Origin of the sequence: Siphonobacter sp. SORGH_AS_0500 (assembly GCF_002838835.1) — a bacterium.
In the GTDB taxonomy this organism is placed as follows: domain Bacteria; phylum Bacteroidota; class Bacteroidia; order Cytophagales; family Spirosomataceae; genus Siphonobacter.
Genome location: NZ_NHPP01000006.1, coordinates 116,383 through 143,382, shown reverse-complemented (window position 1 = coordinate 143,382; position 27,000 = coordinate 116,383). Strand labels below are relative to the sequence as shown.

At 46.2% G+C, this 27,000-nt stretch carries 23 protein-coding genes; 7 read left to right on the top strand and 16 right to left on the bottom strand.

Features of this window, described 5'->3' with window-relative positions; genetic code table 11:
- Window positions 1-2 precede the first annotated feature (2 nt).
- The 5 genes from BWI96_RS08690 to BWI96_RS08670 form a co-directional block, all read right to left on the bottom strand.
- Entirely contained in the window at window positions 3-1,544 is a 1,542-nt protein-coding gene (locus BWI96_RS08690) for a hypothetical protein (protein WP_106636259.1), read from the bottom strand.
- 101 nt (window positions 1,545-1,645) lie between these two features.
- Window positions 1,646-2,968, bottom strand: a complete 1,323-nt coding sequence (locus BWI96_RS08685; protein ID WP_106636258.1) for a Gfo/Idh/MocA family protein — start codon at window positions 2,966-2,968, stop codon at window positions 1,646-1,648.
- A 117-nt stretch (window positions 2,969-3,085) separates the two neighbouring features.
- Window positions 3,086-4,069: an SUMF1/EgtB/PvdO family nonheme iron enzyme gene (locus tag BWI96_RS08680; protein WP_232793651.1), complete on the bottom strand. Its 984-nt coding sequence runs from the start codon at window positions 4,067-4,069 to the stop codon at window positions 3,086-3,088.
- 142 nt (window positions 4,070-4,211) lie between these two features.
- Entirely contained in the window at window positions 4,212-5,213 is a 1,002-nt protein-coding gene (locus BWI96_RS08675; RefSeq protein ID WP_157830278.1) for an FAD:protein FMN transferase, read from the bottom strand.
- A 110-nt stretch (window positions 5,214-5,323) separates the two neighbouring features.
- Complete coding sequence (locus tag BWI96_RS08670; protein WP_106636256.1) at window positions 5,324-6,775, bottom strand: UDP-N-acetylmuramoyl-L-alanyl-D-glutamate--2,6-diaminopimelate ligase; 1,452 nt, start codon at window positions 6,773-6,775, stop codon at window positions 5,324-5,326.
- Between the two features lie 551 nt (window positions 6,776-7,326).
- Here BWI96_RS08670 and BWI96_RS08665 point away from each other — a divergent pair.
- The gene (locus tag BWI96_RS08665) at window positions 7,327-8,550 is read left to right on the top strand and encodes an NAD(P)/FAD-dependent oxidoreductase (RefSeq protein ID WP_106636255.1); all 1,224 of its coding nucleotides are present in this window, start codon (window positions 7,327-7,329) and stop codon (window positions 8,548-8,550) included.
- 116 nt (window positions 8,551-8,666) lie between these two features.
- Here the strand turns inward: BWI96_RS08665 and BWI96_RS08660 are convergent, their stop codons facing one another.
- From BWI96_RS08660 to BWI96_RS08625, 8 genes are all read right to left on the bottom strand, one after another.
- The gene (locus BWI96_RS08660) at window positions 8,667-9,065 is read right to left on the bottom strand and encodes a DUF983 domain-containing protein (RefSeq protein WP_106636254.1); all 399 of its coding nucleotides are present in this window, start codon (window positions 9,063-9,065) and stop codon (window positions 8,667-8,669) included.
- Between the two features lie 93 nt (window positions 9,066-9,158).
- Window positions 9,159-9,632, bottom strand: a complete 474-nt coding sequence (locus BWI96_RS08655; protein WP_106636253.1) for a YeeE/YedE family protein — start codon at window positions 9,630-9,632, stop codon at window positions 9,159-9,161.
- 4 nt (window positions 9,633-9,636) lie between these two features.
- Window positions 9,637-10,197 (bottom strand): YeeE/YedE family protein, encoded by a 561-nt coding sequence (locus tag BWI96_RS08650; protein WP_198555208.1) that lies wholly within the window; start codon window positions 10,195-10,197, stop codon window positions 9,637-9,639.
- A gap of 47 nt (window positions 10,198-10,244) precedes the next feature.
- Complete coding sequence (locus tag BWI96_RS08645) at window positions 10,245-11,642, bottom strand: rhodanese-like domain-containing protein (RefSeq protein WP_106636386.1); 1,398 nt, start codon at window positions 11,640-11,642, stop codon at window positions 10,245-10,247.
- Between the two features lie 47 nt (window positions 11,643-11,689).
- Complete coding sequence (trxA, locus tag BWI96_RS08640) at window positions 11,690-11,995, bottom strand: thioredoxin (RefSeq protein WP_106636252.1); 306 nt, start codon at window positions 11,993-11,995, stop codon at window positions 11,690-11,692.
- A 120-nt stretch (window positions 11,996-12,115) separates the two neighbouring features.
- Window positions 12,116-12,421: a co-chaperone YbbN gene (locus tag BWI96_RS08635; protein ID WP_106636251.1), complete on the bottom strand. Its 306-nt coding sequence runs from the start codon at window positions 12,419-12,421 to the stop codon at window positions 12,116-12,118.
- Between the two features lie 54 nt (window positions 12,422-12,475).
- Complete coding sequence (locus tag BWI96_RS08630) at window positions 12,476-13,279, bottom strand: sulfite exporter TauE/SafE family protein (protein ID WP_106636250.1); 804 nt, start codon at window positions 13,277-13,279, stop codon at window positions 12,476-12,478.
- A gap of 1 nt (window position 13,280) precedes the next feature.
- The gene (locus BWI96_RS08625) at window positions 13,281-13,589 is read right to left on the bottom strand and encodes a helix-turn-helix transcriptional regulator (RefSeq protein WP_106636385.1); all 309 of its coding nucleotides are present in this window, start codon (window positions 13,587-13,589) and stop codon (window positions 13,281-13,283) included.
- A 249-nt stretch (window positions 13,590-13,838) separates the two neighbouring features.
- On the opposite strand from BWI96_RS08625, the gene BWI96_RS08620 reads away from it, so the two are divergent.
- Window positions 13,839-15,224, top strand: a complete 1,386-nt coding sequence (locus tag BWI96_RS08620) for a sodium:solute symporter family protein (RefSeq protein ID WP_106636249.1) — start codon at window positions 13,839-13,841, stop codon at window positions 15,222-15,224.
- A 164-nt stretch (window positions 15,225-15,388) separates the two neighbouring features.
- On the opposite strand, the gene BWI96_RS08615 is transcribed toward BWI96_RS08620, so the two are convergent.
- Window positions 15,389-16,075, bottom strand: coding sequence for a response regulator transcription factor (locus BWI96_RS08615; protein ID WP_232793650.1), 687 nt, complete (start codon window positions 16,073-16,075; stop codon window positions 15,389-15,391).
- An 88-nt stretch (window positions 16,076-16,163) separates the two neighbouring features.
- The gene (locus tag BWI96_RS08610; protein ID WP_106636247.1) at window positions 16,164-18,035 is read right to left on the bottom strand and encodes a sensor histidine kinase KdpD; all 1,872 of its coding nucleotides are present in this window, start codon (window positions 18,033-18,035) and stop codon (window positions 16,164-16,166) included.
- A 375-nt stretch (window positions 18,036-18,410) separates the two neighbouring features.
- Here BWI96_RS08610 and BWI96_RS08605 point away from each other — a divergent pair, with 375 nt between their 5' ends.
- The 5 genes from BWI96_RS08605 (at window position 18,411) to BWI96_RS08590 (ending at window position 25,417) form a co-directional block, all read left to right on the top strand.
- Complete coding sequence (locus BWI96_RS08605; protein WP_106636246.1) at window positions 18,411-19,235, top strand: T9SS type A sorting domain-containing protein; 825 nt, start codon at window positions 18,411-18,413, stop codon at window positions 19,233-19,235.
- 100 nt (window positions 19,236-19,335) lie between these two features.
- Complete coding sequence (locus BWI96_RS08600; RefSeq protein ID WP_106636245.1) at window positions 19,336-19,671, top strand: DUF6660 family protein; 336 nt, start codon at window positions 19,336-19,338, stop codon at window positions 19,669-19,671.
- Window positions 19,672-19,810: 139 nt separating this feature from the next.
- Entirely contained in the window at window positions 19,811-21,094 is a 1,284-nt protein-coding gene (locus BWI96_RS23225) for an efflux RND transporter permease subunit (RefSeq protein ID WP_369804116.1), read from the top strand.
- A gap of 11 nt (window positions 21,095-21,105) precedes the next feature.
- Window positions 21,106-24,150, top strand: coding sequence for a CusA/CzcA family heavy metal efflux RND transporter (locus BWI96_RS08595; protein WP_369804115.1), 3,045 nt, complete (start codon window positions 21,106-21,108; stop codon window positions 24,148-24,150).
- Window positions 24,151-24,166: 16 nt separating this feature from the next.
- Complete coding sequence (locus BWI96_RS08590; protein ID WP_106636244.1) at window positions 24,167-25,417, top strand: efflux RND transporter periplasmic adaptor subunit; 1,251 nt, start codon at window positions 24,167-24,169, stop codon at window positions 25,415-25,417.
- 199 nt (window positions 25,418-25,616) lie between these two features.
- Here BWI96_RS08590 and BWI96_RS08585 read toward each other — a convergent pair whose 3' ends face one another.
- Window positions 25,617-26,828, bottom strand: coding sequence for a TlpA disulfide reductase family protein (locus BWI96_RS08585; RefSeq protein WP_106636243.1), 1,212 nt, complete (start codon window positions 26,826-26,828; stop codon window positions 25,617-25,619).
- Window positions 26,829-27,000 lie beyond the last annotated feature (172 nt).

Genomic DNA, 27,000 nt, shown 5'->3' with positions numbered 1-27,000 from the left:
TTTCATTTTTTCATTAGGTATTTGACAAAAAAGGAATCCGACTGCCCGAGGTATTGACGCTCGATATGTTCTTTTTTTTCAGCCTCATTTCTTCCGTTAAATCGGCTCATATCTTCTCCAAATTGATGAGGATCACGAATGTTAGAACCTATATTATTTTGCTGAGTAATCAACAGTTTATTATAAAGTAAGAAGGTGAAATTTCTCACTGGGGTTAATAGACCTAAGAATATAATAAAACTTAATCCTAAAAAAGAAATGGACTTCTTGGCAGGGATTTGCTTCCAGATGATCCATGTCATACAATAGAGATAAATGAAAGCAGGAACAGATACTCGGGTCAGCCAATCATTGTAATAGCCTACATAAATAAAACTTACCAAAATTAACCAGCTCACCACTAAAGAGAGCGGAATCAAAAATTGATTTCTTATTAGCCGATATGAAGTAACGCCTAAAACCAGTACTAATAAGCCGAAATTCAATCCGATAAATAGTAGATAATAAGCAAGATTTGAAAAAGTAGTAAAACTACTAAATATACTACCAACCTGGGTTTGTGGAAAATGGGAAAGATAGTAACTTCCTATGCAGAAGGTATACATCAAACCTGCCGCATTTTCCCAGCTCAGTACTGTTTTCCATGGGGTTTTATACATCAGAAAAATTATAAACGGCGTGAGTCCCACTAAGGTAAAGGGCGACCATAGGGCTAACAGCGAAGCCATTAACACTATATCCTGATTTCTACGTTCCTGAAGGCTTTTACTGATCCATCCGAGTCCTAGTAAGGCGGGAATGAAATGCTGTGGAACGAAACATAACTGTGACCATAGCATCTCGTACCTTAATAAAATTTCTGTATTACCTTGCTGCAAAACAATACCCGGATTCAGCGAATACTTTAGAAGGTATTGATCTAACACATTCCCATTTAATGTCTTTTCATCGGAAGAAAAATTCATGTTATACCCGCAATGCAATCCCCAATATCGAATTAAATCATACGCATAATTAATTCCAGCCATAAGCCATACGCCCAGCACTACCCAAACACTACGGGTCATGCGTAAAAGCCAGCTTAAGCCCAGCCATAAACCAATTGAAGTCCAGATGAATGCTGCCCACTCTGCCGCAGTAAAAGAAAAATGCTTGCCTATCCAGGCAATGGGAAGATAGTAAGCGAGGTAATAACAAAGAATGGGGTTATGATAATCTTTATTTACATAAGAAACAGGCCAGGGTTTTACAATCAAATCATGAATCAATAGATTATGCTTAAAATAATCAGATTCCTGTGGCTGCATTCCTCCTACCCCCGCATAATAACAGAATCCAGCCGCTAAGAACCATAGGAAAATGTGAATACCTGTAAAAGAACCGTTACTACTATTCTTTTTAAATAAGGAGGGTTGGTAGAAAATATATAGAAAGAATAGGGATAGGAATACAGAAATGAAAGGGTTTACCCAAGCCAATAAAAAAATCAGATTAGGTAATACTAAGTAAAAAAAAGTAATAATCCAGAGTAAATCTCTTTTCATAAATCATCTAATAATGGGGCTATGAATGTAAAAATATATAGTTCATATAAACAAATAAAACCCGCCTTTCGACGGGTTTTATGAAAATACTTTCAGAGCTACTATACAAAATACTTGGTAACCCCCGGAACTGCTACTGGATATAAGCCATTAGAATCGGGATTTAAAGGCATTTTCGCATCCCAACTGTATTCAGAAGGTTGCAAACTCAAACCTGACATCAGAGCCGTATCCCATTCGATGATTTGACCTGAATAGGTTGCCAGACGGCCCAGAATGGCCGTCATCGTTGACTTGGCTCCATTCTCGGCATCGGCGAATTTGTATTCACCTTTGGCAATGGCGGCGAATAACTCATCGTGCTCGGTTTGGTACGGGTTATTATCCGTCTTTTTGTTGAATTGGAACAAAGGTTTTCCTTTGTAATCCACGATCTTGGCGTCATCGCAAAGGATTTTTCCTTTGGTACCCAAGATGATTTCGTCTACTTTCGCCCAGGTACCTTTGATATGCCGACACTCTGAATTCAGAATGGTTCCGTCGGCGTATTCAAATTCTACGTGGTGGTGATCGAAAATCTCGCCGTAGTCCTTTCCTTTTCGCACTTCGCGTCCACCTGTACCTTTAGCTCGAACGGGATAACCACCTTTGAACCAGTTAAATACATCGATATTGTGAATATGCTGTTCGTTGATATGATCGCCACATAACCAGTTGAAGTAATACCAGTTACGCATCTGATATTCCATTTCGGTCTGGCCGTCTTTTCTTGGATTTACCCAAACACCATCGTTATTCCAGTATACATTCCCCGAAACGATGTCTCCAATCATAGCCTTGTTTTTCAACAAAGCCCGGTACGAATTCTGATAATGACGCTGTAAACCCACCACGACGTTCAGCTTTTTCTTCTTCGCTTCAGCCGCCGCCGTTAATACTTTCTGAACCCCCGCCGGATCGGTCGCTACGGGTTTTTCCATGAAAATATGTTTTCCCTGACGCACCGCTTCCTCAAAATGAATGGGGCGGAAACCGGGGGGCGTGGCCAGAATCACTACATCAGCCAATGGAATGGCTTTGGTGTAGGCATCGAAACCAACGAATTTGTTATCACCAATGGCAATGCGGTTGGCATTACCAGAAGCCGTCAGATTTTCGGTAATATTCTTAACGGCATTTTCCAGACGATCAGCAAAGGCATCGGCTACCGCTACCAGCTTTACGTTTTGCTTGGTTAACAAGGCCTGCACGGCAGCTCCAGAGCCACGGCCCCCGCAACCAATCAGGGCAACTTTGATTTCGTCGGCAACGCTGCTATTGAAGAGATTACCAGCGTTTGAAGTTAGCGGAGCGGCTAAAAGTCCGCCCGCTAGAAATGATCCTGCTTTCACAAAATCACGGCGAGATTGAAAATCTTTGTTCATAGAACGGTTTGGTTTAGAAGATACTTTTGAGGTTGCTGGTTAATGAGTTGTTGGTTGCCAATGAAGCATCTACTGAATTTTTACTAACCACTCTCAACCAATAACTATCAACGAAAATTACTGTCCAAGCATTTTGGCAAAGAAGGCTTCGGCTTCTTCCTGGCTGGGTTGTTTCACCGGGCGGACAATCCGGAAACCCACGTAATCACCATCGGTAAGCCACCACTTGGAACGGGGTACCTGCGGATCCCGACGGTTCCATTCTTCCACCTGAGCTAAACGCTCGGCACAACGTAAGTCGGCGGCTTTACTCTGATAACTCCCGCCGCGAGCGGTGTGATACGCCCGGGGTGAAGTGCGTTGAATGAAGAAACTGCTTTCAGGTTTGGCAGCTAGTTTCTCAAAATATTTTGCGTCGTACATATCCATCGTCCATTCGGCGACGTTTCCGAGCATGTCGTACAAACCAAAGGCATTCGGTTTTTTCTGAGCTACTTTGTGGTAAGCCTCCTTACTGTTGCTTTCGTACCAGGCGAACTGAGCCATCGTAGAAGCCTGCACACCCGTAGGATACATGGTTTTGCTTCCCGCCCGGCAGGCATATTCCCACTCGGCTTCGGTAGGTAAGCGGTAGAAAATTCCGGTTTTTTTCCATAACCATTTGCAATAGGTAATAGCCGTGTAAGGCTGCATGGAATTGGCGGGGAAACCACCTTCTTTACCCATGCCCCAGGTTAAGTCAATGTATTGAGCCGTAGGCCGGGAAATGGCGTCGGGCTTGGGTTGAGCGTCTTTATCGTCAAAACGGAAGGGGAAAAACTGATCGTGCGTAATTTCAGTAGCGGCCATCCAGAACGGTTCGACTTTCACCTTTACCTGTGGTCCTTCATCGGGGTGTCGACCCGTTTCCGTCGCCGGACTTCCCATCAGGTATTCTCCAGCAGGGATGGGCTGCATTTTTATTTTGATTGGTAAGCCCGGAAGTTCCTGTTCGTAAGGTTTTCCTTCAACCGCCTGAGCCTGAACATTTGAATATGATAATCCTAGTACAAACGCACCGCAGGAGAGCAAGCGAAACGTATTTCGAGCAAAAGTGAACACAATAAAATGTTTAAGAGGTTTACGAACGTTGTGAGTTTGGAGTTTAGTGTTTTGAGTTCATTACCTCTGGCAACCCTGAACTCAAAACACTAAACTCCAAACTCACAACTCTATGTCAGTAATAGAAAACACTGCCTGAAAACTACTCTTCTTTGAGCAGTTTTTTAAAACCTTCGGAGGCTATAGTTTTAAAACCTGATTTTTGCTTATCGATAATCAGAATTTCGGCCCGTTCGGATTTCGCCAGTTGCATAGCTTTTTCAGCGGGTAAAAGGTAACAGGCCGTTGATAACCAATCGGCATGAGCCGCATCTTTCGACAATATCGTCACCTGACGCTGATACGTAACGCCCAATCCATTTTTAGGAGAAACGATATGAGCATACGTCTTGCCATTAATGGTCACCGACTGATAGACATCGCCGGAAGTAGAGATCGCCGTTTCGTTTAATACCAACCAATTTTCCAGTAACTGATCCCGCTGTCCGGGCCATTCCACGCCAATCTTCCAGCCACCTGAAGGATTTTTGCCAATGGCCATGTTCCCCGCGGCATCACACAGGCTTTCCTCGAAACCCGCCTTTTGCATCATTTCCAGCATTCGCTGAGCAGCATATCCTTTGCCAATCCCCCCTAAATCCAGTTTCGTTCCGGGTCGTTTCAGTTGAACGGTTTGTTTGGCTTTATTTAGTAGCAAAGACTCCGCTCCAACCGTTTGAATAGCCTTTTTCAAGGTTTCTACCGGAGGCAACTTTTTCTCTTTTCGGGATTGTCGCCAGAGCAGGGTTAACTGTCCAACGGTTACATCAAACCACCCTGAGCTTTTCTCCCATGCTTCTTTGGATATACTTAAAATATCCCACAGAGCAGGCGAAACCTTTACTTCGGTACTGGAACCCGCCGTTCTGTTTAACTTACTTAATTCAGAGTCAGGGTTGTAATCACTAAATACTTGATTTAGGGAGTCAACCATCAGAAAAGCCTGGTTAGCAGCGGTGGCGGCTTTAAGGGAATCGGAGGACCACACCTGAATGGTAAACATTGAGCCCATTTTAGGCTGCTGGAAGATAAGCTTACGGCGTTGAGCCCACGTTACATTATTCAGGCAGAGCAATATAACTCCGAGGCAAAGAGTTTTTTTCACTGGTTAGATCAGAGGATTTAAGCCTACGAAAGTACAGATAAGTGAGCGTATAATAGAAAAAGTTACCCGCGAATACAGGTAACTTTTTCTTCAATTCTTTATATAATTACTTATTTCTGGAATAATTCACGCAATACCTCCCGATCATCGAAGTGATTTTTTACGCCTTTGATTTCCTGGTAGGTTTCATGTCCTTTTCCAGCTACCAGGATGACATCTTTGGGTTTAGCCATCGCAACGGCTTTAGCTATCGCCTCTTTACGATCCACCAAAATGGTAACTTCGGCGGAGGTATCCGACGGAATTCCTTTCTTCATATCCTCCAGAATGGCTTCCGGTTCTTCATTGCGAGGGTTGTCCGAGGTCAGAATAACCTGATCAGAAAACTGGCAGGCAATGCGGGCCATTTCAGGACGTTTGGTGGCATCCCGATTTCCGCCACAACCCACGACAGTGATGATTTGCTCGTTGCCTTCGCGTAATTCAACGATGGTTTCCAGCACATTTTTCAGGGCATCGGGCGTGTGGGAATAATCCACGATCCCGACGATATGATCGGGAGAAACGACTTGCTCAAAACGTCCGGCGGGTGGATGAATGGCGGATAATTGGGTTAAGGTTTCTTCGGGATCTTCACCTAACAATATTGCCGTTCCATACACACCGAGTATGTTATAGGCGTTGAAATTGCCTATTAACTGGAAATGAACCTGTTTTTGGTCTACTTCCATTTCCAGTCCGTAGATGGAATCGGAGAGAATTTTACCTTTAAAACTGGCTCCGGTTTCTAAAGAGAACGTCTCGCGGCGAGCTACCGTATTCTGCACCATAATCCGGCCTCGCGGATCATCAGCATTCACCAGTGCAAAAGCTGTCTTAGGCAACTGATCGAAAAAGCCCTTTTTGGCTTTGATGTAACTGTCGAATGTCTTGTGAAAATCGAGGTGATCGTGGGTAATGTTGGTGAAGATGCCTCCCGCAAACTGCACGCCCGCAATACGCTCCTGCACTACGGCGTGGGAAGATACCTCCATGAACACATGCGTGCAGCCTTTGCTCAACATTTCTGCCAGTAAGGCATTGAGTGTTAACGAATCTGGGGTGGTGTGTGTGCTCGGTATTACTTCGTCTTCTACCTGATTCTGAACGGTAGAAATCAACCCACACCGGTGTCCCAAAGCCCGAAATAAGCGAAAAAGCAGGGTTACCGTGGTCGTTTTCCCATTCGTTCCGGTAACACCAATGAGCTTTAATTTGGTGGAAGGCTGACCGTAGAAATTAGCCGCCGCAAAGCCCATCGCTCGGGAGGCATCCTTCGACTGAATGTAGGTAACGTTTTCGTGTAATTCTTCGGGCAGGTGTTCGCACAAAATGGCACTGGCTCCCAGTTCAATCGCTTTGGGAATGAATTGATGGCCATCGACCTGCGTTCCGGGAATGGCTACGAATAAACTTCCGGGAACGACCTTACGCGAATCGAAGGTAATAGTATGGATTTCCAGATCGGTGGAACCCGCCACCGCCTCCAGTGAAACTTTATAAAGGATGTCTTTTAGAAGCATAATACAGGCGTTGATCCACAGCGTGACGCTGTGGGATGCTCAAAAGTACGGAGCAGTTTTTAAGTTTGCTGTTTTCGGTAGGCAGTTTTCCGTTGAATGAACGGTTTATCCGCTTTTGTAGAGACACGATTTCATCGCGTCTAGCTGGGGAATGGAAATCATTTAAATCGTAACGAAAGCCCCCTCTCCGCCCTGGCTGGTATCCTCACCCACCACTAGATTTTTAGTAATGGCTGGTGAGGACACCAGCCAGGGCGGGGGGAATTCGTAAGTGCGTTAACCTACCCGCCGTCCCCCGGATTAACATCCAGGGCCATTCAGACCCGGTCTATTTACCTTTCATCTCACCCCGGGTTGCACCCGGGGCTATTCATATTAAACCCCTCCGGGGTTACTATTCTCATTTCCATACCTCTCCCCTACCTTTACAGGTTTTCTCTTTCCAACTGAAAACTCAAAACCGTAGCGACGGTCGCTCAAAACTCAAAACCGCAGCGGCGGCCGCTCAAAACTAAAAACTCCAAACTGAAAACTCTAAACTCCCCTTACCTTTGTCTCGTGAAAAAACAATTGCGATTATTGGTGGTGGAGCTGCCGGATTCTTTGGGGCGATCAGTGCTGCCGAGGCCTTTCCAGAAGCTCGGGTGGTCTTATTTGAAAAAAGTAGAAACGTACTTTCCAAAGTGCGGATTTCGGGCGGCGGGCGTTGCAACGTGACCAATGCCGCGGCGACTATTCCAGACTTGCTCAAGGGTTACCCCAGAGGAGCTAAATTGCTCAAAAATCTCTTCCCTCGCTTCTCCAATCAACACACCATCGAGTGGTTTCAAAGCCGGGGTGTTCCCCTCAAAACGGAACCCGATGGCCGGATGTTCCCCGCTTCCGACTACTCTGAAACCATTGTTCGATGTTTACAGCTTCAGGCCAAAAACGCGGGTGTTGAATTGCATCTAAGTACGGCTATTAAAGCCATCCAGAAAACGGAAGAAGGTTTTCGGTTAACGCTTAATGAAGGACAAATTTTTCAGGCGGATCGCGTGCTGGTTACCACGGGTGGACATCCACAGATAACCGGGTACGACTGGCTGAGTGAGCTTGGGATTGCCATTACACCTCCTGTTCCTTCCCTTTTCACTTTTAATCTACCGGATTCCTTTACACGTGATTTATCAGGAATCTCGGTCAATGAAGCTCTCGTTCGTATTTCCAGTACCAAGTTCCAGCACGAAGGACCTGTGCTCTTAACCCATTGGGGATTAAGCGGCCCAGCGGTTCTGAAACTATCGGCCTGGGCAGCTCGCGAACTGGAAGAGAATAATTACCGATTTACTTGTCTGGTAAACTGGACGAATCAGAAGTCGGAAGATGCTCGAACGGCTCTCGAAGCGTTTAAGAAACTTAATTCGGCCAAACAATTAGGTACCGTCGCTCCTTTTCAGATTCCAAATCGACTTTGGCGAACGTTACTGGCGGAGGTAGAAATTTCAGAGCAGTTACGGTGGGTTGATCTCAACGGAAAACTGTTCAATCGCCTCTTCGAAATGCTTACCAATAATGCTTTTGAAGTACAGGGTAAAACAACGTTCAAGGAGGAATTTGTTACCTGCGGCGGCGTAACTCTCTCCGAGATTAACGCTAAAACGCTGGAAAGCAAGATTGTTCCGGGCTTATTTTTCGCGGGTGAAATACTTGATATTGACGGCATTACCGGGGGCTATAACTTTCAGGCTGCCTGGACAACGGCCTGGATAGCGGGTCAATCTATTGGATTATAATCAATCGTAGAAACGTCGATTTATCGCGTCTGGGTTAGGAACATTTTACTTTAAATAATTCCCCAAAGACTTGACGCAAAAAAAAGACGCGATCAATCGCGTCTCTACGTATTAGTTCAGGAATCGGCATGTTCAATTCTTGGAGGATTTTCCTCATAACTCACATCTGAGAACAGGTGTATATAGATAATTCTTGAGGCCCGAAAAGTAAAAGGTACGGACAGAACGATTAAACTAATAGAAACGCCAATGTATACAAAAGGAGAAGGGTCGTTGAATAAGTAAAAGAGCACGACAGCCGTAGCCAGAATGATTCCTGTTGTCAGCCCATAACTAACGTACATGGCTCCGATAAAAAAGCCCGGTTCGCGTTCGAAACGTAAACCACAGGTAGGACAATATTTGTGCATCTGGTCGAACTTTGTCAGTTTCCAGACAGGGTATTTAAATAGCTTTCCTTCGCGACAACGGGGACAACACCCGCCTGCTACGGCTTCTAATTTACTCCGTTTCATAAGTTCTGATGTTTGACGGTTGGGTTTCAATCGCCGTGGAATACGCTACAAGGTTACGGCTGATCATCATTTTAATCAATGATAAATATCACTTTAGGGTAAATACCGCCGTAGAGCTCCGTACGTCCAGGTTCCTGCCAAAGCAGCAAACAAGGTAACGATTACCACGCTATAACCCGCTCCAATTTGAGCGAACAACGGGCCAGGACAAGCTCCGGTCAAAGCCCAGCCGAAGCCGAATAATAAACCTCCGTAAATCTGACCGGGCTGAAATACCTTCGCCGGGATTACGATTTTCTCGCCCGTTAAGGCTTTCGCATGATAGCGTTTTATGAGGAATACCGAAATCATACCCGTCATCACTGCCGAGCCAATCACCCCATACATGTGAAAACTATCCAGCCGGAACATTTCCTGAATTCGGAACCAGGATACAATTTCTGCCTTCACAAAAACAATACCAAAAAGAATGCCGATGACTCCATACGCCCAGAGCGATCGTAATGAAACCTCATTTGGGCGTTGCGTCTTCACTTCCGGGGTAAATTCTTCCGTTTTTGTCTCCATATTTTTAGAGAGTAAGAATGTAAGGTAAACCAAACCAGGTCATGAGAAATCCACCAATCATAAAGCAAATGGTTGCAATTAACGAAGGCCATTGCAAATTAGACAAGCCCATAATGGCATGACCAGACGTACAGCCTCCCGCCCAGCGAGTTCCGAATCCCACCAGAAAACCACCCACTACCATTAGAATAAAGCCGCGAGCACTTGTTAACGCCGACCAGCTAAATACGTTTTCCGGTATTAATCCCTGAAAATCATGCACGTTCATCGTTTGTAAGCTTGCTTTCGTTGCTGAAGCTACTACGATAGGCTCTGGGTTTTTCAGGAAAAGTCCGGCAAGGATACCACCCACCAGAACTCCGGCTACAAACATCAGATTCCAGCTTTCTTTTTTCCAGTTATACTGAAAGAAAGGAATTCCGGCGGGCAGACAGGCCGCACAGATGTGACGCAGGGAAGAAGAAATTCCGAAGGTTTTATTGCCCAGCAAAAGCAAAGCCGGAACTGTTAGTCCAATCAGTGGCCCGGCCACATACCAGGGCCAAGGTCGGGTGAGCCATTCCATCATTTTGTTAGAAAAATGGCCCGCATGAAACATACGGGCCGTGAGTTTTAGGAAATCATTTCTCCACTTTCGGTCGCTACACTCGTTTTCGCAATAGCTCCAAATCCGCCGGCTACTTCCCGAACCTGATCGTATCCCCGAGCTTTTAGAATAGAAGCCGCAATCATAGATCGATAGCCGCCGGCACAGTGTACGTAGAAAGGCTGATCTTTGGGAAATTCAGCCATGTGGTCGCTCAAGGATGCTAAAGGCGTATTTTCCGCACCCGCTACGTGAGCGACTTCGTATTCGGACGGCTTCCGAACATCTTTAACGATTACCTCTTCGTTTGCAAATCGTTCAGCAAATGTTTCCGCGTGAATAGATTCAATGGCATCGGTTTCTCTCCCGTCCGCAAGCCAGCTATCCATACCGCCCTGCAGGAAACCCAATACCTGATCGTACCCTACGCGACTCAGCCGAGTGATTACTTCTTCCTCCCGGCCAGGGGCAGTCACCAGCAATAGCGGCTGATTAATATCGGGAATGAGCGTTCCGACCCAGGGAGCAAAATCGCCGTCAATGCCAATGTTAATACTTCTTGGAATGAACGCTTTACTGAATTCCTGCGGCTTGCGGGTATCCAGCACCAACGCTCCTTCAGTATTAGCTACGGCTTCGAACGCTTCGGGGGACAAAGGCTGGTTGCCACGTTTCAATACTTTCTCCACGGGTTCAATGCCTTCTTTGTTCAGACGAACATTTTCCGGGAAATAAGCCGGTGGTGGAGTTAACCCATCCGTCACGGCTTCAATGAACTGTTCTTTGGTTTGTGGTTGCAAAGCGTAGTTAACCTCTTTCTGGTGACCCAGCGTATCGAAGGTTTCTTTGCTCATATTTTTACCACAAGCTGAGCCCGCTCCGTGAGCCGGATAAACGATTACCTCGTTAGGTAACGGTAACAGTTTGGAACGCAAGGATTCATATAAAAATCCCGCCAAATCATCCTGCGTAAGATCCGCTTTCTGGGCTAAATCGGGCCGGCCTACGTCTCCAATAAACAGGGTATCTCCAGTGAAAATGGCTTTTTCCTTACCCGTTTCATCCAGTAATAAAATACAGCTGGACTCCATCGTATGTCCGGGTGTATGCAGTAATCTCAGGGTATGATCACCTAATTTGAATTCTTGCCCGTCCGTTGCAATCGTGGCTTCAAAAGCGGGTTTGGCGTTCGGGCCATAAATAATGGGAGCTCCGGTTTTAGCCGACAAATCCACGTGGCCCGACACGAAGTCAGCGTGAAAATGCGTCTCAAAAATGTACTTAATCGTAGCTCCGTTGCGAGAAGCCTTGTTCATGTAGGTCTGAACTTCGCGAAGCGGATCAATAATGGCCGCTTCATTTCCTACCTGAATGTAATAGGCTCCCTGAGCCAGACATCCGGTATATAATTGTTCGATGATCATAAGGTAACTGATGAAGGGTGAGGCAGGCAACTACTCCTGCCCCTAGGTTAGTTCCTCGCATTTTGTCGGACCACCTGCTCGATTTGTTGAGCAGATAACACGCCCGACTGTCGCCAAAGCTGCTGGCCCCGCTGGTATAACACCATCGTGGGAACCGACTGGATTTTTAACTGGGAAGCCAGAGCCGGGTTTTTGTCAATATCAATTTTGACAATCGTCAGTTCTTCTCCCATTTTATCTTTTACCGCTTTGAGGTAAGGGGCCATCATTTTACAAGGCCCACACCATTTGGCGAAAAAGTCAACTAATACGGGTTTCTCAGAAGCGATGAGTTGCTGAAAGTTACCATTCATGGCTTTGTTCGTTTAAGAGTTGATGTTTTAGGTTTATCTGTTTAGGGTTTTGAGTTTAAGAAGCATGACTCCTGAATAACAACCCTAAACACAAAACCCACAAACCCTAAACTCATTCTACTAAAATCGTACCTTTTCGCGAATGATTCGTTCCAGCTTATCAGCGTACACACCACCCGCCTGACGCCAGAGTAATTTACCCCGTTGGTATAAAATCAGCGTAGGTACTGAATCGACTTTCAGGTGCTTCTTCAACGTCATATTCTTCTCAGCATCAATCTTGATGATCGTCAGATCCTGCCCGAAAATCTCGGCAACCGTATTTAAATGCGGGGCCATCTTCTTACAGGGTTTACACCATTCCGTGTAAAACTCCAGTAATACAGGCTCTTCTGAGTTGATAATTTCTTCAAATGTTCCGTTCATATTAATCCGTAGGCCGTGGCCTTTTCAATTACAAAATCTATACTTAAAAGTGATTTAAAAGACTAACTCTTTTATCAGAATCCCCGTTCCCATCAGGAGCGTAAACCAGCCAAAAGCAGGTTTCAATACCTGTCCCGGAATTTGCCGGGACAAGCCCGTTCCGACGACGACCCCCAGCCAGGTTAAGCTGGTAAACTTCAGCAAAAACAGCCAGTCCATCTCATGCTGACCCAGATCGCCGAGAAAACCAATACAGGAGTTAATCGCGATAATCAGCAAAGAAGTTCCAACGGCGAGTTTCATCGGTAACTTTACGAAGTTGGCTAATACCGGAATAATCAAAAAGCCACCGCCCACGCCCACAAAACCCGTTAAGGTTCCTACTAATAAACCTTCCACGAAAATCAGTGGGTAATTCAGCCGTTTGCGAATTTCTTCGCCCGTATCCACTCGTTCCTTCCGCCGTCCGCGAATCATCGACTGAGCCGATAATACCATCAGCACGGCAAAGAGTAACATCATTAATAAATCCTTCGTCAGTACCCAGTTTCCAGACTGCCAGATCACTTCGGGCAAAGCCGGAACAAGAAATTTTCGCGAAATAAAGACCATCATAAACGATGGAAACGAGAAGAATAAAGCCGTTTTCGGGCTGGATAATCCCCGTCGCAAATAATCAATCGAACCAATCAGTGAGGCCGAGCCTACAATTAAGAGGCTATACGCCGTGGCAATCGGTGGAGGTACCTTGAATAAATATACCAGCACGGGCACCGTTAGAATGGACCCACCGCCACCTAACAAACTCAATAACAGTCCAATCAGGACGGCTATTGCTAATCCTACTAACTCCACCATCCTACATACTACACTCACAGTTCTCAATGCAGGCGATCAGCTTTAGTACGTCGCGTTCTTTCAGCGAATAATACCGACTCTGACCTTCCTGTTCAGCCTGTAGGATTCCTTTGAGTTTCATGTTAATGAGATGATGCGACAACAGCGACTGCTCGCAATCCAGCAAGCGACTGAGTTCATTCACGCTGAGTCGATCGTTGGTTCCCAGTAGTTCAATAATCGCCAATCGAGTCGGATGGGCGACGGTTTTTAGAATAAAGGCTGCTTTTTCAAGCTTCTCTTTACTGTTAATTTTTTCGGTAATCGTCATAATAGTGCGTAACAATCGCCCCAAATATATGAACATATTTTCATATAATCATATTCCTGTGATTGTAACTTATACCCGCTAATGCGACATTCTTATCTCTTACCTGATCTATGGCTGATTTCTATCGGCCGTAAAACCAGAAAGTAATGAAGAAACTACCGAATTGTGGGGACAAGACGGCCATCTCGCACCAGTCTATGGAATTGCTATTATTTTTACTTTTCGTTTGAAAGCATTAACCCCTTCCCGATGCTCATTGCCTCCATTATTCTTTATTTAATCCTGAACCTCGGCGTGGGTCTGTGGGCTTCTCGGCGGGTTAGTAATACGGAAGACTTTGTATTAGCGGGAAGGAAACTGGGGTTTGGTCTGGCTTCGATGGTAACCTTCGCTACCTGGTTCGGTTCCGAAACCATGATGGGAGCACCGGGACGATTTGTGGAAGAAGGGTTCCTGGGTGTCATTGAAGACCCGTTCGGGGCAGGGTTATGCCTCATTCTGGTCGGCTTATTTTACGCCCGAATTTTTTACCGCTGGAACATCATTACCTTCTGCGATTTCTTCGGTTTACGCTTTGGCAAATCTGCTGAGCTACTTTCGGCTTTACTCATTGTCCCGTCCTATTTCGGCTGGATCGCCGCTCAATTGGTTTCGATGAGTATCATTGGACAAACGGTTTTTGATTTACCCATGACCACGGGCATCTGGACGGGAGCGGGTTTGGTGATGATTTATACCTTAACGGGCGGTATGTGGTCCGTGTCGATTACGGACTTTCTGCATAACATCATTCTTATTACTGGATTAATCATTCTCGCCATTATTCTTTTAAATGAATCCAATGGGCTTTCGGCGGTTATTCAGCAACAACCCCAAGGTTTTTTCCGTGTTATTCCCCGAAGTTTTTCCCTGAACGAATCCCTGGAATATTTCGTAGCCTGGATTACCATCGGGTTGGGTTCCATTCCCCAGCAAGATGTTTTTCAGCGAGTAATGGCCGCAAAAGATGCGAAAACCGCCGTTCGCTCCGCCGTAACTGCGGGAGTATTATACTGGACGGTTGCTTTATTCCCACTTTTCATTGGTTTGATGGCTGTGCAATTACACCCCGACTTATTAAAGGGCGATTTGCAGATGTTACTGCCCAATATGGTTTTACAGCACGCCCCTATGGCCGTTCAGATTCTGTTTTTCGGAGCCTTGATTTCGGCTTTACTAAGTACCACTTCGGGGGCTATTCTGGCTCCGGCAGCCGTCATTGGTGAAAATCTGGTTCGCCCTTTTCTCCCCTCTTTATCCGATCAGAAATTATTACTGACCATTCGTCTTTCGGTAATCGGCGTTACAGCAGCTTCGGTCCTGATGGCTCTGGACCGTCAGAATGTGTTTGAGTTGGTGGGCGAATCCTCGGCGTTTAGTCTCGTTTCGCTCTTTATTCCCATGACAGCGGGTTTATATTGGAAGAAAGCCTCGCTTGCGGGTTGCCTGCTTTCCATGAGTATAGGGCTTATAGCCTGGCTCGTAGCCGTCGCCGCAGAAACCAGCATTCACCCGATTTTATACGGGTTGGCCGGAAGTGTTCTGGGAATGGTCGTGGGTTCGTTTGTGCGGAAATTTTCTTTCAAAACGGCCTAATCTCGCTTCCCCGGATTAGCATCCTGTTTTTTTGATAGCATCGAGCATTCCTGTAGAGACGCGACTTCATCGCGTCTCTACCTTCGTGCACAAATTATATCTAACCTAAGCCAGGGTTAGTAAGGAAATAGATTGAGACGAATAACCAGCAACTATTAATTCCATTAATCCACAATCATTTTAAAGCCTTCGCCGTGAAGATTAATGAGCTGAATGCGTTCGTCGGGCCGTAGGTATTTACGAATTTTCGTCAGATACACGTCCATGCTTCGGGCGTTAAAATAACTATCATCACCCCAAATGGCTTTCAGGATATAACTACGGCTCAGCGGCTGCCCGAGGTGCTGGCAGAAAATCTTTAGTAACTCCGCTTCCCGGCTGGTCAGTTTTTGCGACTCTTCGCCGTGCGTCAGGGTTTGCCGTTCCGAATCAAAAGTCAGGTTACCAATCTGGAAAATACGGTTCGATTTCTGGTCTTTCTGATCATTTTTCTGACTCCGTCGAAGAATGGCTTCCATCCGGGCGACCAGCTCTTCCATATTGAATGGCTTCGTCAGATAATCATCCCCACCGAGTCGGAAACCTTGCAGCGTATCCTCTTTCATTGCCTTGGCCGTTAAGAAAATAATGGGAATATCGGCGTTCGCCTGACGGATTTCTTTCGCCAACGTGAAGCCGTCTTTCTTAGGCATCATTACGTCGAAAATACAGAGATCATACTCCTGCTTGACAAACTGATTCAGGGCTTCGTCCCCGTCACGGGCCAGATCAGCGGGATAACCCTTCAAAGTCAAATATTCCTGTAATAAGGTTCCGAGGTTTGGGTCGTCTTCAGCGAGCAGGATTTTCATAGTTGCTGTCATTAATTAACTCCGATGTAGACACTTATCAAAAAATAGGTTGTCTTGTTATCAATCGGTAGTGTCAAAACACTTTTTATTATTCAAACGGTAAGGTAATCTCAAAAGTACTTCCTTTGCCGGGCGTGCTGTCTACTTTGATCGTGCCCTTGTGTTCATCTACGATCTTTTTAACGTAACTAAGCCCTAAACCAAAGCCTTTTACGTCGTGCACATTACCCGTGGGAACGCGATAAAACTGTTCGAAAATGTGTTTTAACGCTTCTTTATTCATCCCGATTCCCTGATCAGCAATCGTAATTCTTAAGCCCTGATTGGTATTGTCAGTACTTACCAGCACATCCGTTACTTCGCCGGAATACTTAATGGCGTTATCGAGCAAGTTAAAAATTAGATTGGTTAAATGCACTTCATCGCCCACAATCGTGGGGTTACTTGCTCTTAGGTAAGTTTGCAAGTTACCGTTTCGGGCTTCAATTTGCGGGCTTAAGCTATGAACTACGGTTTCAATCAGCTCATGCATATCGGTTTTCTCACGATTCATTTTCACTTCTCCCCGATCAAAACGAGCTGCCTGCAATACCTTTTCAACCTGAGAGCCTAACCGCTGGTTCTCATCACGAATAATACCCAGGTAACGCCGCAGCATCGTCGGCGACGCAGCAACAGCGTCATCCTCCAGCATTTGCGTGGCCAGAGAAATGGTCGAAACCGGCGTTTTGAATTCGTGGGTCATATTATTGATAAAATCATTCTTCATATCAGACAGTTTTTTCTGACGAAGAATGGTGCTCATGGCGAAGTAAAAACAGCCTCCCATGACTAGAATTAATATGACAGAGCTTATCAAGGTCGTCCAGATTTGTTCCGCCAGATAACTTTGGCGTTCAGGAAAATACACAAACAGTACATTGTCGGTTGCCAATAAATCAGAAGGGAAAAGCTGCATGCTATACCCTGCTAACAAACGATCTTCCCGGTAACCGGGCGATGACGTATAAACGAAATCATGGGGATGATCATCGGAGCGATACCCATACTCAAAAGGCAGGTCAATGCCCCGGGCCACGAATTCATGCCGTAATAATGAATCGAGAATATCCGTATCAATCCGCTGATCTAAAGGTCGGTCATTCGTCAACAGGTCCAGAAAGACCTCCCGCATAATCTGCGATTTCTGCGTCGCTTTTTCGTATTCCGTTTTCTTTAGATTTCTGGTAGAATCAATACGTTTCAGTCGGCGGGTTACCGCAGTTTTGGATTTAGAAGCAGTAGTGGTTCTAGTCGTTTTTTGCTCTTTCGGGGCGGCCCTTTTACTCTTTCCAATCACCCGACTTGATAAAAGTCGTCCCAACGAATCCTTTCTACTTTTGGCTATCTGTAGGTCCCGGGGCAGGTTTCGGAACACCGTTTCCTCATAGGTTTTTTCCAGCTCCTCCCGCGAACGTTCGGTTGACTGGGTAGGAATATCATTCCGGTAATACTCTTCGATGTAATGTAATTCTGCATCGGTTAATACACCTCCGGGCCGGCCTAATACGTCTGAAGAAACCTTGGTTCGTCCATAAAACTCAAACTGCTGCACAATGGGAGATGAAGTGGCGTATCGTAAGATCGTCGCCGGATCTGCCGACTTATCCGTTTTCTCGGCATGTTTCGAGCGTTTTTTCTTCTGGGCAATGACCGGAGCTTTCTCTGGAACCTGAGGAATGGCGATGTGCTGTAACTGCTCCCGGCGGCGTTCGGCTTCAATTTTTTTATTCGTCAAAACGCTCACTTCCGTTTTTTCCAGTTTATGCACTACCGCATCCATGGCCTCAGTTACCGTCGCATCAAACTGTTCGGCTTTGGCGTTTAGCGTTTCCCGCAGGCCAAACACCTGAAAGGCCACCAGCCCAATCAGAGCCAGCGACATCAGAGCTACTAACCAACGGATCTTCTGCTGCGTCATTCTTTAGTACTTAACCGTTTGAAAGAGTTTGATTTTTTTGAGAAGGTTTGATGATACTTATCCATCTGAACTTCCCCAAAGGCCGTGTGCCCCGGTTTTAAACTTTCGAGAAAAAGATTTAGCTACCGCACTGTCGAACCTTCTCAAAAACTCAAACTTATCAAACCTCCTCAAACTCTATCAAACATTCAAACCATTTTAAACTATCCTCTAAACAACGAATTTACCCCCTGAATCTCTCAAGGAGAACAGGCCAAAGTTATACCTTTAAGCATTTTTAACAAGTACGCAGGCAGGGTACTCAAGAAAATCCTCCTTCCCATGCAACGTCATCAACGGCAGGCTTGTCTTTGAGGCATCTATAACCAAACCGATATGACTATGCGTTTACCCATGTTAGCTCTCGCTACTATTATTGCTACCGCCGGCACGGCTCTGGCTCAGCAAGAGTCATCCAAAGAAAATAAAAAACTTCGTCTCCATTACGAACGTTCGGGGAATGGTCGTAGCCACATCATTGATCGTTCCTTTGAAAATCAGGTAAAGCTGGACGCTTTCCTGGACTCACTAAACGCTACTTCCTCTTCAGATAATGATCGTGTTCGGATTACTGTTGGATCTGAGGGAGATTCTAATTTTAATCAGGAAAACCAGGAATTCAGCATTCAGTCTTTCCGTTCTCCGAAAACTCCAACCCCACCCAGAACCCCTAAAGCTCCGCGTGCTCCCAGAGCTTACCGCGATGATGAGCCTTTAGCTCGCGGAGAATGGGAAAAGTTTGATAAGGAAATGGAACGTTTTGGCCAAAACATGGAACGCTGGGGCAAGAACTTTGGCGATCAATTCAGCCAGTCTTTCCGCTACTATGCACCCAATCGCAATTCCTTACCCAAGCTTTCGCCGCAGGTTTTCACCTGGGAAGGCACCAGTTCATCCAAGACCGTCCGTAGTCTGAATGTGTATCCCAACCGACCCTTTAATCAAACCCTGAATCTTCGTTTTACCTCTCCCACCAAAGGCGATGTAACGATTCTGGTAACGGACGTAAAAGGTCGGGAAGTGGCGAAAGAAACCGTGAAGGATTTTGAAGGCGAATACGTAGGTCAGATTACGCTGTCGAAAAAAGCGGAAAAAGGTACTTACTTCGTTACGGTAACGCAGGGCGAAGACGGAACTGTGAAACGAGTAGTGATTGAATAAAACTGGAAATTCATCGATACAAAACGCTGACAGGACAACTGCTCAGCGTTTTTTTATTTTTGCCTCCCTGTTGCATGCCCCAATCGGCTATCTTTGCCCCATGCGGATTTGTTCACTCTTGCTGGCTTTCTACATTCTGATGCTTTCGGTAGCTCCCTGTACCGAGCATCACCATGAGCCTGTACCTGAGCGTTCAATCGTTCTTACCCAGTTAACTCCGGCTGATCATCCCCATCACAACGACTGCGAACATGCCCTTTGCTCGCCTTTTTGCGTTTGTCATTGCACGGGAATTTTCATTCACAGCGTCCTGCAACTACCCGAGTTAACGGTTACAGAATCCTATTCCTTCCATCCCAAGGCTACCTTTTGGTACACGCTTTCTCAGCCTCAAGGATATTCCTTCGCCATCTGGCAACCGCCCATGCAAGCCTAGCAGGGATCAGTGCGTCCATACGTTACGTTTTTGGTGGTTAATCAGGCCTTCTCAGGCCCGTTTGAGCCTTTCTGAACTACGCTCGCTGATCTTTCTTACGATTTGCTACGGTTCATTTTAGTATTTTAATTTTCTTTCCATGCTGGATAAAATCATTCGATTTTCGATTGACCATAAACTCATCATAGGCCTCTTCACGCTGGCTCTGATTGGCTGCGGTGCCTATTCGCTGAGTCGATTACCCATTGATGCCGTGCCTGACATTACCAACAATCAGGTGCAGGTCATTACCCTCACGCCTTCGCTGGCGGCTCCCGAGGTGGAACGGCTCATTACCTTTCCCATTGAACAAACGATGGCGAGCGTACCCGAAACGGAAGAAGTTCGCTCGATTTCCCGCTTTGGTCTTTCAGTAGTAACCATCGTTTTTCACGAAGACGTAGACATCTACTGGGCCCGGCAACAAGTTGGGGAACGGTTGAATGAAGCGAAAACGCTCATTCCTGCCAATGTCGGTAACCCCGAGTTAGCCCCTATTTCGACCGGACTTGGAGAAATTTATCAGTATACCGTTCACGCCAAAAAAGGCTACGAAAACAAGTACGATGCCATGTCGCTTCGTAGCATTCAGGACTGGTACGTACGGAGGCAGCTCATCGGGACACCCGGGGTGGCCGAGGTGAATAGCTGGGGCGGTTTTCTGAAGCAATATGAAGTAGCCGTAGAACCCGAAAAACTGCGGAGTTATAACCTGAGTGTAAGTGACATCTTCGCTGCTCTGGAAAAAAATAATCAGAACACCGGCGGAGCCTACATCGACAAAAAACCAACGGCTTTGTTCATTCGCTCGGAAGGCTTAATTAACTCGCTGGACGACATTGGCAAAATAGTCATTAAAAACACCAGCGGTGGCACACCCGTTTTGATTCGAGATGTCGCCGAGGTTCGTTTTGGGTACGCCAATCGCTACGGAGCCCTCACCCGCAACGGCGAAGGTGAGGCCGTTGGCGGACTGGTAATGATGCTGAAAGGGGAGAACTCCAACGAAGTCGTCAAGCGGGTTCAGGAACGCATTACCCAGATTCAGAAGACCTTACCCGAAGGCGTGGTGATTGATCCATTTCTCGTACGGAGTGAATTAGTGGGGCGGGCCATTGGGACGGTAACCCAGAACCTCGTGGAAGGAGCCTTAATTGTCATTTTCGTACTTGTGGTTTTCCTGGGCAACTGGCGGGCGGGATTAATTACCGCTTCAGTGATTCCTCTGGCCATGCTCTTTGCGTTTACCCTCATGAAATTCTTCAACGTTTCGGGTAACCTGATGAGTCTCGGAGCCATTGATTTTGGACTGATTGTCGATGGAGCGGTCATCATTGTGGAGCTACGCTGCATCATTTCAGCTTACGAAAATCCGGTCGGTTAACCCAATCGGAAATGGATGATGAAGTCTACGAATCAGCGAGCCGGATTCGTAGTTCGGCGGCTTTTGGTGAGATTATTATTCTCATCGTCTACCTCCCTTTGTGGACGCTTTCGGGTATAGAAGGAAAAATGTTCAAGCCGATGGCTCAGGTTGTCAGCTTCGCCATCCTGGGAGCTTTTATTCTTTCGCTAACCTATGTACCGATGATGACGGCTTTGCTTCTGAACAAGAACATTACCCACAAAGTCAGCCTTTCGGATCGCCTGATGGGCTTCTTCCACCGAAAATATACCCCCCTTATCAAGGCCGCTCTACGTTTCAAATTAGCCATTGTACTGCTTTCTGTAAGCTTACTTGGCATTTCGGTCTGGACGTTCACCCGCTTAGGTGGTGAGTTTTTACCCACGCTGGAGGAAGGCGATTTAGTAGCCGAAACCATGCTGTTAACGGGCAGCTCCCTGACTCAGACGGTCGATAAAGTAACCCAGGCTTCGGATTTATTAATGAAGCGTTTCCCGGAGGTATCGCAGGTCATTGGAAAAATTGGAGCGGCTGAAATCCCTACCGACCCCATGCCCATGGAAGCCTGTGATTTGACCATTAAACTCAAACCCAAAGAGGAATGGACGTCGGCCCATACCCGAGAAGAACTTGCCAACTTAATGACTGAAGCCCTGGAAGACATTCCCGGCGTCAATTTCGGCATTTCCCAGCCCATCCAGTTTCGTTCCAACGAGTTAATCTCCGGCGTTCGTCAGGATGTAGGCATCAAGATTTTTGGCGAAGATCTGGACGAGCTAAGCCGACTTCAACAGCAAATCGTTGGTCTGGTTTCTTCGGTAGACGGAGCCAAAGATATTTATCAGGAAAAAATTTCTGGTTTACCGCAAATCATCGTCAACATTAACCGTGATAAACTGGCTCAGTTTGGACTCGACATTGAAAGCGTAAACCGGGCCATTAGCACGGCTTTTGCCGGAGAAGTAGCGGGACTGGTTTACGAAGGCGAAAAGCGTTTCGATCTGGTGGTACGTTTTTCTCCCAACCATCGTCAACGCATTGAAGATGTTCAGAATCTGTTTGTGACCACGGCTAACGGAAATCATATTCCTTTACAACAGGTCGCGGATGTATCGTTAAAACTGGGGCCGAATCAGATTCAACGCGAAGATGCCAAACGCCGCATTATCATCGGTTTCAACGTTCGAGGCCGTGACGTGCAAAGCGTCGTTCGCGAGTTACAGGCCAAGATTGACGGTCGGGTTACCTTCCCACCGGGTTATTATGTTCGCTATGGCGGACAATTTGAAAATCTACAGGAAGCCACGGGTCGTTTATCCATTGCCGTTCCCATCGCCCTGACGCTTATTCTGGCCCTACTCTACTTCACATTCCATTCCATTCGGCAATCCTTGCTGATTTTTACGGCCATTCCTATGGCAGCCATTGGTGGCGTTTTCGCTCTGGTTCTACGGGATATGCCCTTTAGTATCTCGGCTGGGGTGGGCTTTATTGCTCTGTTCGGAGTGGCCGTTCTGAATGGAATTGTATTAATTGGTGAGTTTAATTTCCTGAAAAAATCAGGCATTCAGGACATTACCGAAATTATTCTGAAAGGAACCGAGACTCGCTTACGCCCCATTCTCATGACGGCCACCGTTGCTTCACTCGGCTTTTTACCCATGGCTACCTCCTCAGGAGCGGGTGGTGAAGTGCAGAAACCACTGGCAACGGTCGTCATCGGCGGTCTGGTTACTTCTACGTTATTAACCCTTTTCGTCATTCCCATCTTGTATATGTATCTTGAAAAAGGTGTTCGACTGAAACATAAGGCCGTAACAATGATTGCTTTCTTATGCATCTTACCGGTGCTCAGTCAGGCTCAGGGCCCTCTTTCACCGGAGCAGGCCGTCAAACTCGCGTTAGAAAATAACCGCTCATTGGCCGCCGCCCGAACCGATGTAAAAAGTCGTCAGATGTTGGAACGAACCGCGAAGGAGTTACCTAAAACCGAGCTTTCGATTTTGGCGGGACAATACAACAGCTACAAATTCGATCAGAATGTTACCCTGAATCAGAGTATTCCGAATCCGGCGGTTTTTAGAGCCCGTTCGCAAACCTTGCAGGCTCAAACCCAAAGTGCTCAGTTACAGGTACACGTCACCGAAAATGATCTGGCCTATCAGGTAAAATCAACCTGGTATGAACTGGCTTATCTCAGTAACCTGCAAAATTATTACCAGTCACAGGATTCACTGTATGCGAACTTCCTGCGGGCGGCCCAGATTCGCCTGCGTACGGGCGAGGCAGGCTCGCTGGAATCGACAGTTGCCCAAACGCGTTTGCGTCAGATTCAGACCTTACGTACGCAGAATGAAGCGGATGTAGCCATCGTTCAGCGGCGGCTACAGACCTTACTATTTGCAGAGGTGCTCCCGGAAATTACGAGTAACGCGAATCTAATGATTCGGAAGTTACCCGATACCCTGAATCATGCAACCAATCCATTAGTAGCCTGGTACGCTCAGCAAATTAAGCTGGCTGAAACGGAAAAAAACCTGCAAAAAGCCAATCGCAAACCGGATTTTTCAGTGGGATACTTCAACCAGAGTTTGATCGGAGCCGTCAAAATCGGAGCACCCACGACGGATGCTACTTCAAGTGCAAATCGCTTTCACGGTGGACAGGTCGGTATTAATTTCCCTTTGTTCGGAAAAGCTTACCGGGCTCGCATCGATGCCGCTCAACTAAACCAACAGGCTCAGCAACAGCAGTTTGACCAGCAACAGAAAAACACTGAAAGTGAGATTGCTTCGGTGGTACAGGAAGTACAGAAGCTTCAGCAAAACCTGGATTATTACCAAAGCTCGGCCTTGCCTCAAGCTCAGGAAATCAGACGGCAGTCTAACCGTGGTTTTCAGGCGGGTGAAATTGGTTACGTGGAGTATTTGCAAGGCATTAGCACGGCCAACGAGCTTCAACTTGGTTACCTGCAAACGGTTCAGTCATACAACCAGAGCATCATCCGCCTCGAATGGTTATTAGGCATTCAGTAGTTTAATCTTCTCAAACATGAAAAAGCATTTTTTAACATATCTCCTTCTTTCGGGCTTAATGATGGCTTTTCCGGCCTGCAAAGAAAAAGCCGACAGCCATGAAGGGCACGATCATTCGGGACATTCGCACGAAGAAGCAAGCCAAGAAGGCCATACGCACGGCGAACACGATCACCACCATGAAGAAGGGCACAGCGAACATGAAGAAGAGGAAGCCGAGTTAACGGAAAGTCAGTATAAAGCCATTAACGTAATGCTGGGCTCCGTAGAAAGTCGCTCGCTCTCGGGAGTTATTCAGGCGACGGGCTCACTCGTCATGCCCCCTCAGCAACAAATTAGCCTTTCGTTTCCTTACGGCGGTATTGTTCGTTCGACCACCTTATTACCCGGTAAATGGGTCAATAAAGGCGAAACCGTCGTTACACTGGAAAATCCAGAATTCATTACCCTTCAACAGGAATACCTGGAAGCGGCCAGTCAGTTGACGTATCTCGAACAGGAAAACCGTCGTCAGGATGAGTTGAGCCGTGAAAACGTGGCCGCCGCTAAAGTTTTCCAGCGAACCAATTCAGAACTGAAAACGCTAAACGCTCGTCTGGAAGGATTAAAACAGCGGCTCAGTTTGCTTAATATCAACACTAACGCCTTAGGAAAAGGCATTCGTCGAACCGTAGCGGTTGTTGCTCCCGCCAGCGGCTACGTGACACACGTAAATGTGAACATGGGTAAGGCCATTCAGGCCAACGAAATGCTGGCGGAACTGGCAGACACTCGTTTTGTCCAGGCAGAACTGAACATTTTTGAGAAGGATTTATCGCGTCTGAAAATCGGTCAGCAGGTACACGTTCGGTTAGGGAATGAGTCTACCGATCGGTTGGCTACGATTTACCTCATTGGCCGCGAAATCTCACCCGAACGCATGGTAAAAGTTTTGTGTAAACTCAGTCAAACCAACCGGGATCTGGTTCCGGGTACGTATCTAACGGCTCATCTTGAAACGGGCGGAACGCAGGTGAAGACCCTACCCGATGCCGCCGTAGTTCGTTCGGGGGATAAGCAATATATCTTCGTTTCGGAAGGGAAACACAACGAAGAAGGCAGCGTGCATTATCCCTTTAAACGGGTAGAAATCCGTACGGGAATAAGTCAGAACGGATACGTAGAAGTATTCCCTCCTGCCGATGTAAAGGCCAATACCATCGTTGTCAAAGGAGCTTACGATTTATTATCCGTGATGAATAATAGCGAACACGGGCATTCGCATTAATAGGTTTTTTGTTGTTGGTTGTTTGTAGAGACGTTGATTGATCGCGTCTCATCCGACTATGTAACTTTCCTACTTCTGTGGTTGGTGTCCTCACCAACCACCCAATTCCAATTTGAGTTATTTAAACGAAGATTTGTAAATAAAAAAGACGCGACATAATCGCGTCTTTTTTATTCGGGTAAGTATGATAAATAATCTCTTACTTTTCAGCAATTAACTTGTCCATTAACAAGTTAAAATCTTCGACGAATTTGTCGTAATATTTACCCGTTCCAGGGCCAGAGAAGCCCGTGTGAATTTCGCGGACATTTCCTTTACGATCAATGTAAATCGTTGTAGGATAACCCATAATTTTATTTAGCATGGGTAAGCTCGCCGAAGCAGACTGATCCGGTACGCCCGCTAACACCACTGGATAAGGAATTTTAAAACGATCAATCATCTTGATTAACTTGGGTTGTGATTCCTTGAAATCTGCACTTCGTTCAAAGGAAAGACCTACAAATTCTACCCCACGTTTTTTATTTTTGTTGTACCAGGGTACCATAAAATTCGTCTCGTCCATGCAGTTGGGGCACCACGAACCCATGATTTGCAGCACCACTACTTTACCCTTAAACCGGGGATCATCCAGACTTAATTTTTGTCCCGTTTTCGCTTCGGGAAACTCAAATGTAACTTTCTCGTACCCGGGTTTCAAGAACGTCAGTGACTTTTCATCGGGTAGTGAAGCCGATTCATCTTTTACTGAAACGAACGTCGATTTCCCGGTAGGACCGCTGAAGAAATCACCCGAAATTTTATTTTTTTCCAGCTTAGCTTTGAAGAGAAATAAATGCGAACCATCGTAGGTAGAGAGGAAAAGACTATCGCCAATAATATCACCATCCAGATATCGATAATCCCCCGTTGGTGTCAGGAAACTAGCGGCCACTTTACTTCCTTTCTGTTCGAATACACCCACCGCTTTAGAAGCTTCGCCAAAGGTTGTGGCGTATTTACCCGCAATATTCCAGGTCGTAGGTTGAGGGGTTGGAGCGAAACGATAGCTTTTGCCGTATTGAGCCCGGAAAGGAATCGTCACGTATTGTTTACCTCTTTTTTTCTTATAAACACCCGTCAGTTCTTTTCCCGAAACTTTACCAATCAGCTCGGCATCAAACAACTCCATAGGAATGTGTAAAGAATCGCCTTTGAGCGTTGATGGGTCCATTTTCAGACGTTCTTTCCCATTGATGACATACACCGTGTAGGTATTAGCCTTACCAGCGGGTTCGATCTCCAGTCCAAAGGGTAGCTCTCCTCCTTTATTTACGACTACCGCCCGCCAGGTTCCTTTCTGAACCGAAGTCTGGGCAAACGCCGAGAGTGATAACAATAAACTTAAACCAATCGAAAAGATTTTTTTCATACAGGGAATTTGATTTTCAAATAGTTAAGTGCGTTAATAACCTGATTTCGAAAAATGATTTCAATCAAACTTGATTTACATTTGTAAATTTTGTTAATCTTGTAATCTCTTTTTACTCTCCACCAAATTTTTTAAAGAAGTCAAAAATGAGCAATGAAAGTTCCATTGCGAA

What these genes read in the sequence shown, in the direction of transcription:
- BWI96_RS08690 (WP_106636259.1), bottom strand. Translation starts at nt 1,544, where the DNA reads ATGAAAAGAGATTTACTCTGGATTATTACTTTTTTTTACTTAGTATTA.
- BWI96_RS08685 (WP_106636258.1), bottom strand. Translation starts at nt 2,968, where the DNA reads ATGAACAAAGATTTTCAATCTCGCCGTGATTTTGTGAAAGCAGGATCA.
- BWI96_RS08670 (WP_106636256.1), bottom strand. Translation starts at nt 6,775, where the DNA reads ATGCTTCTAAAAGACATCCTTTATAAAGTTTCACTGGAGGCGGTGGCG.
- BWI96_RS08660 (WP_106636254.1), bottom strand. Translation starts at nt 9,065, where the DNA reads ATGAAACGGAGTAAATTAGAAGCCGTAGCAGGCGGGTGTTGTCCCCGT.
- BWI96_RS08655 (WP_106636253.1), bottom strand. Translation starts at nt 9,632, where the DNA reads ATGGAGACAAAAACGGAAGAATTTACCCCGGAAGTGAAGACGCAACGC.
- BWI96_RS08650 (WP_198555208.1), bottom strand. Translation starts at nt 10,197, where the DNA reads ATGGAATGGCTCACCCGACCTTGGCCCTGGTATGTGGCCGGGCCACTG.
- BWI96_RS08645 (WP_106636386.1), bottom strand. Translation starts at nt 11,642, where the DNA reads ATGATCATCGAACAATTATATACCGGATGTCTGGCTCAGGGAGCCTAT.
- trxA (WP_106636252.1), bottom strand. Translation starts at nt 11,995, where the DNA reads ATGAATGGTAACTTTCAGCAACTCATCGCTTCTGAGAAACCCGTATTA.
- BWI96_RS08635 (WP_106636251.1), bottom strand. Translation starts at nt 12,421, where the DNA reads ATGAACGGAACATTTGAAGAAATTATCAACTCAGAAGAGCCTGTATTA.
- BWI96_RS08630 (WP_106636250.1), bottom strand. Translation starts at nt 13,279, where the DNA reads ATGGTGGAGTTAGTAGGATTAGCAATAGCCGTCCTGATTGGACTGTTA.
- BWI96_RS08625 (WP_106636385.1), bottom strand. Translation starts at nt 13,589, where the DNA reads ATGACGATTACCGAAAAAATTAACAGTAAAGAGAAGCTTGAAAAAGCA.
- BWI96_RS08620 (WP_106636249.1), top strand. Translation starts at nt 13,839, where the DNA reads ATGCTCATTGCCTCCATTATTCTTTATTTAATCCTGAACCTCGGCGTG.
- BWI96_RS08615 (WP_232793650.1), bottom strand. Translation starts at nt 16,075, where the DNA reads ATGAAAATCCTGCTCGCTGAAGACGACCCAAACCTCGGAACCTTATTA.
- BWI96_RS08610 (WP_106636247.1), bottom strand. Translation starts at nt 18,035, where the DNA reads ATGACGCAGCAGAAGATCCGTTGGTTAGTAGCTCTGATGTCGCTGGCT.
- BWI96_RS08605 (WP_106636246.1), top strand. Translation starts at nt 18,411, where the DNA reads ATGACTATGCGTTTACCCATGTTAGCTCTCGCTACTATTATTGCTACC.
- BWI96_RS08600 (WP_106636245.1), top strand. Translation starts at nt 19,336, where the DNA reads ATGCGGATTTGTTCACTCTTGCTGGCTTTCTACATTCTGATGCTTTCG.
- BWI96_RS23225 (WP_369804116.1), top strand. Translation starts at nt 19,811, where the DNA reads ATGCTGGATAAAATCATTCGATTTTCGATTGACCATAAACTCATCATA.
- BWI96_RS08595 (WP_369804115.1), top strand. Translation starts at nt 21,106, where the DNA reads ATGGATGATGAAGTCTACGAATCAGCGAGCCGGATTCGTAGTTCGGCG.
- BWI96_RS08590 (WP_106636244.1), top strand. Translation starts at nt 24,167, where the DNA reads ATGAAAAAGCATTTTTTAACATATCTCCTTCTTTCGGGCTTAATGATG.
- BWI96_RS08585 (WP_106636243.1), bottom strand. Translation starts at nt 26,828, where the DNA reads ATGAAAAAAATCTTTTCGATTGGTTTAAGTTTATTGTTATCACTCTCG.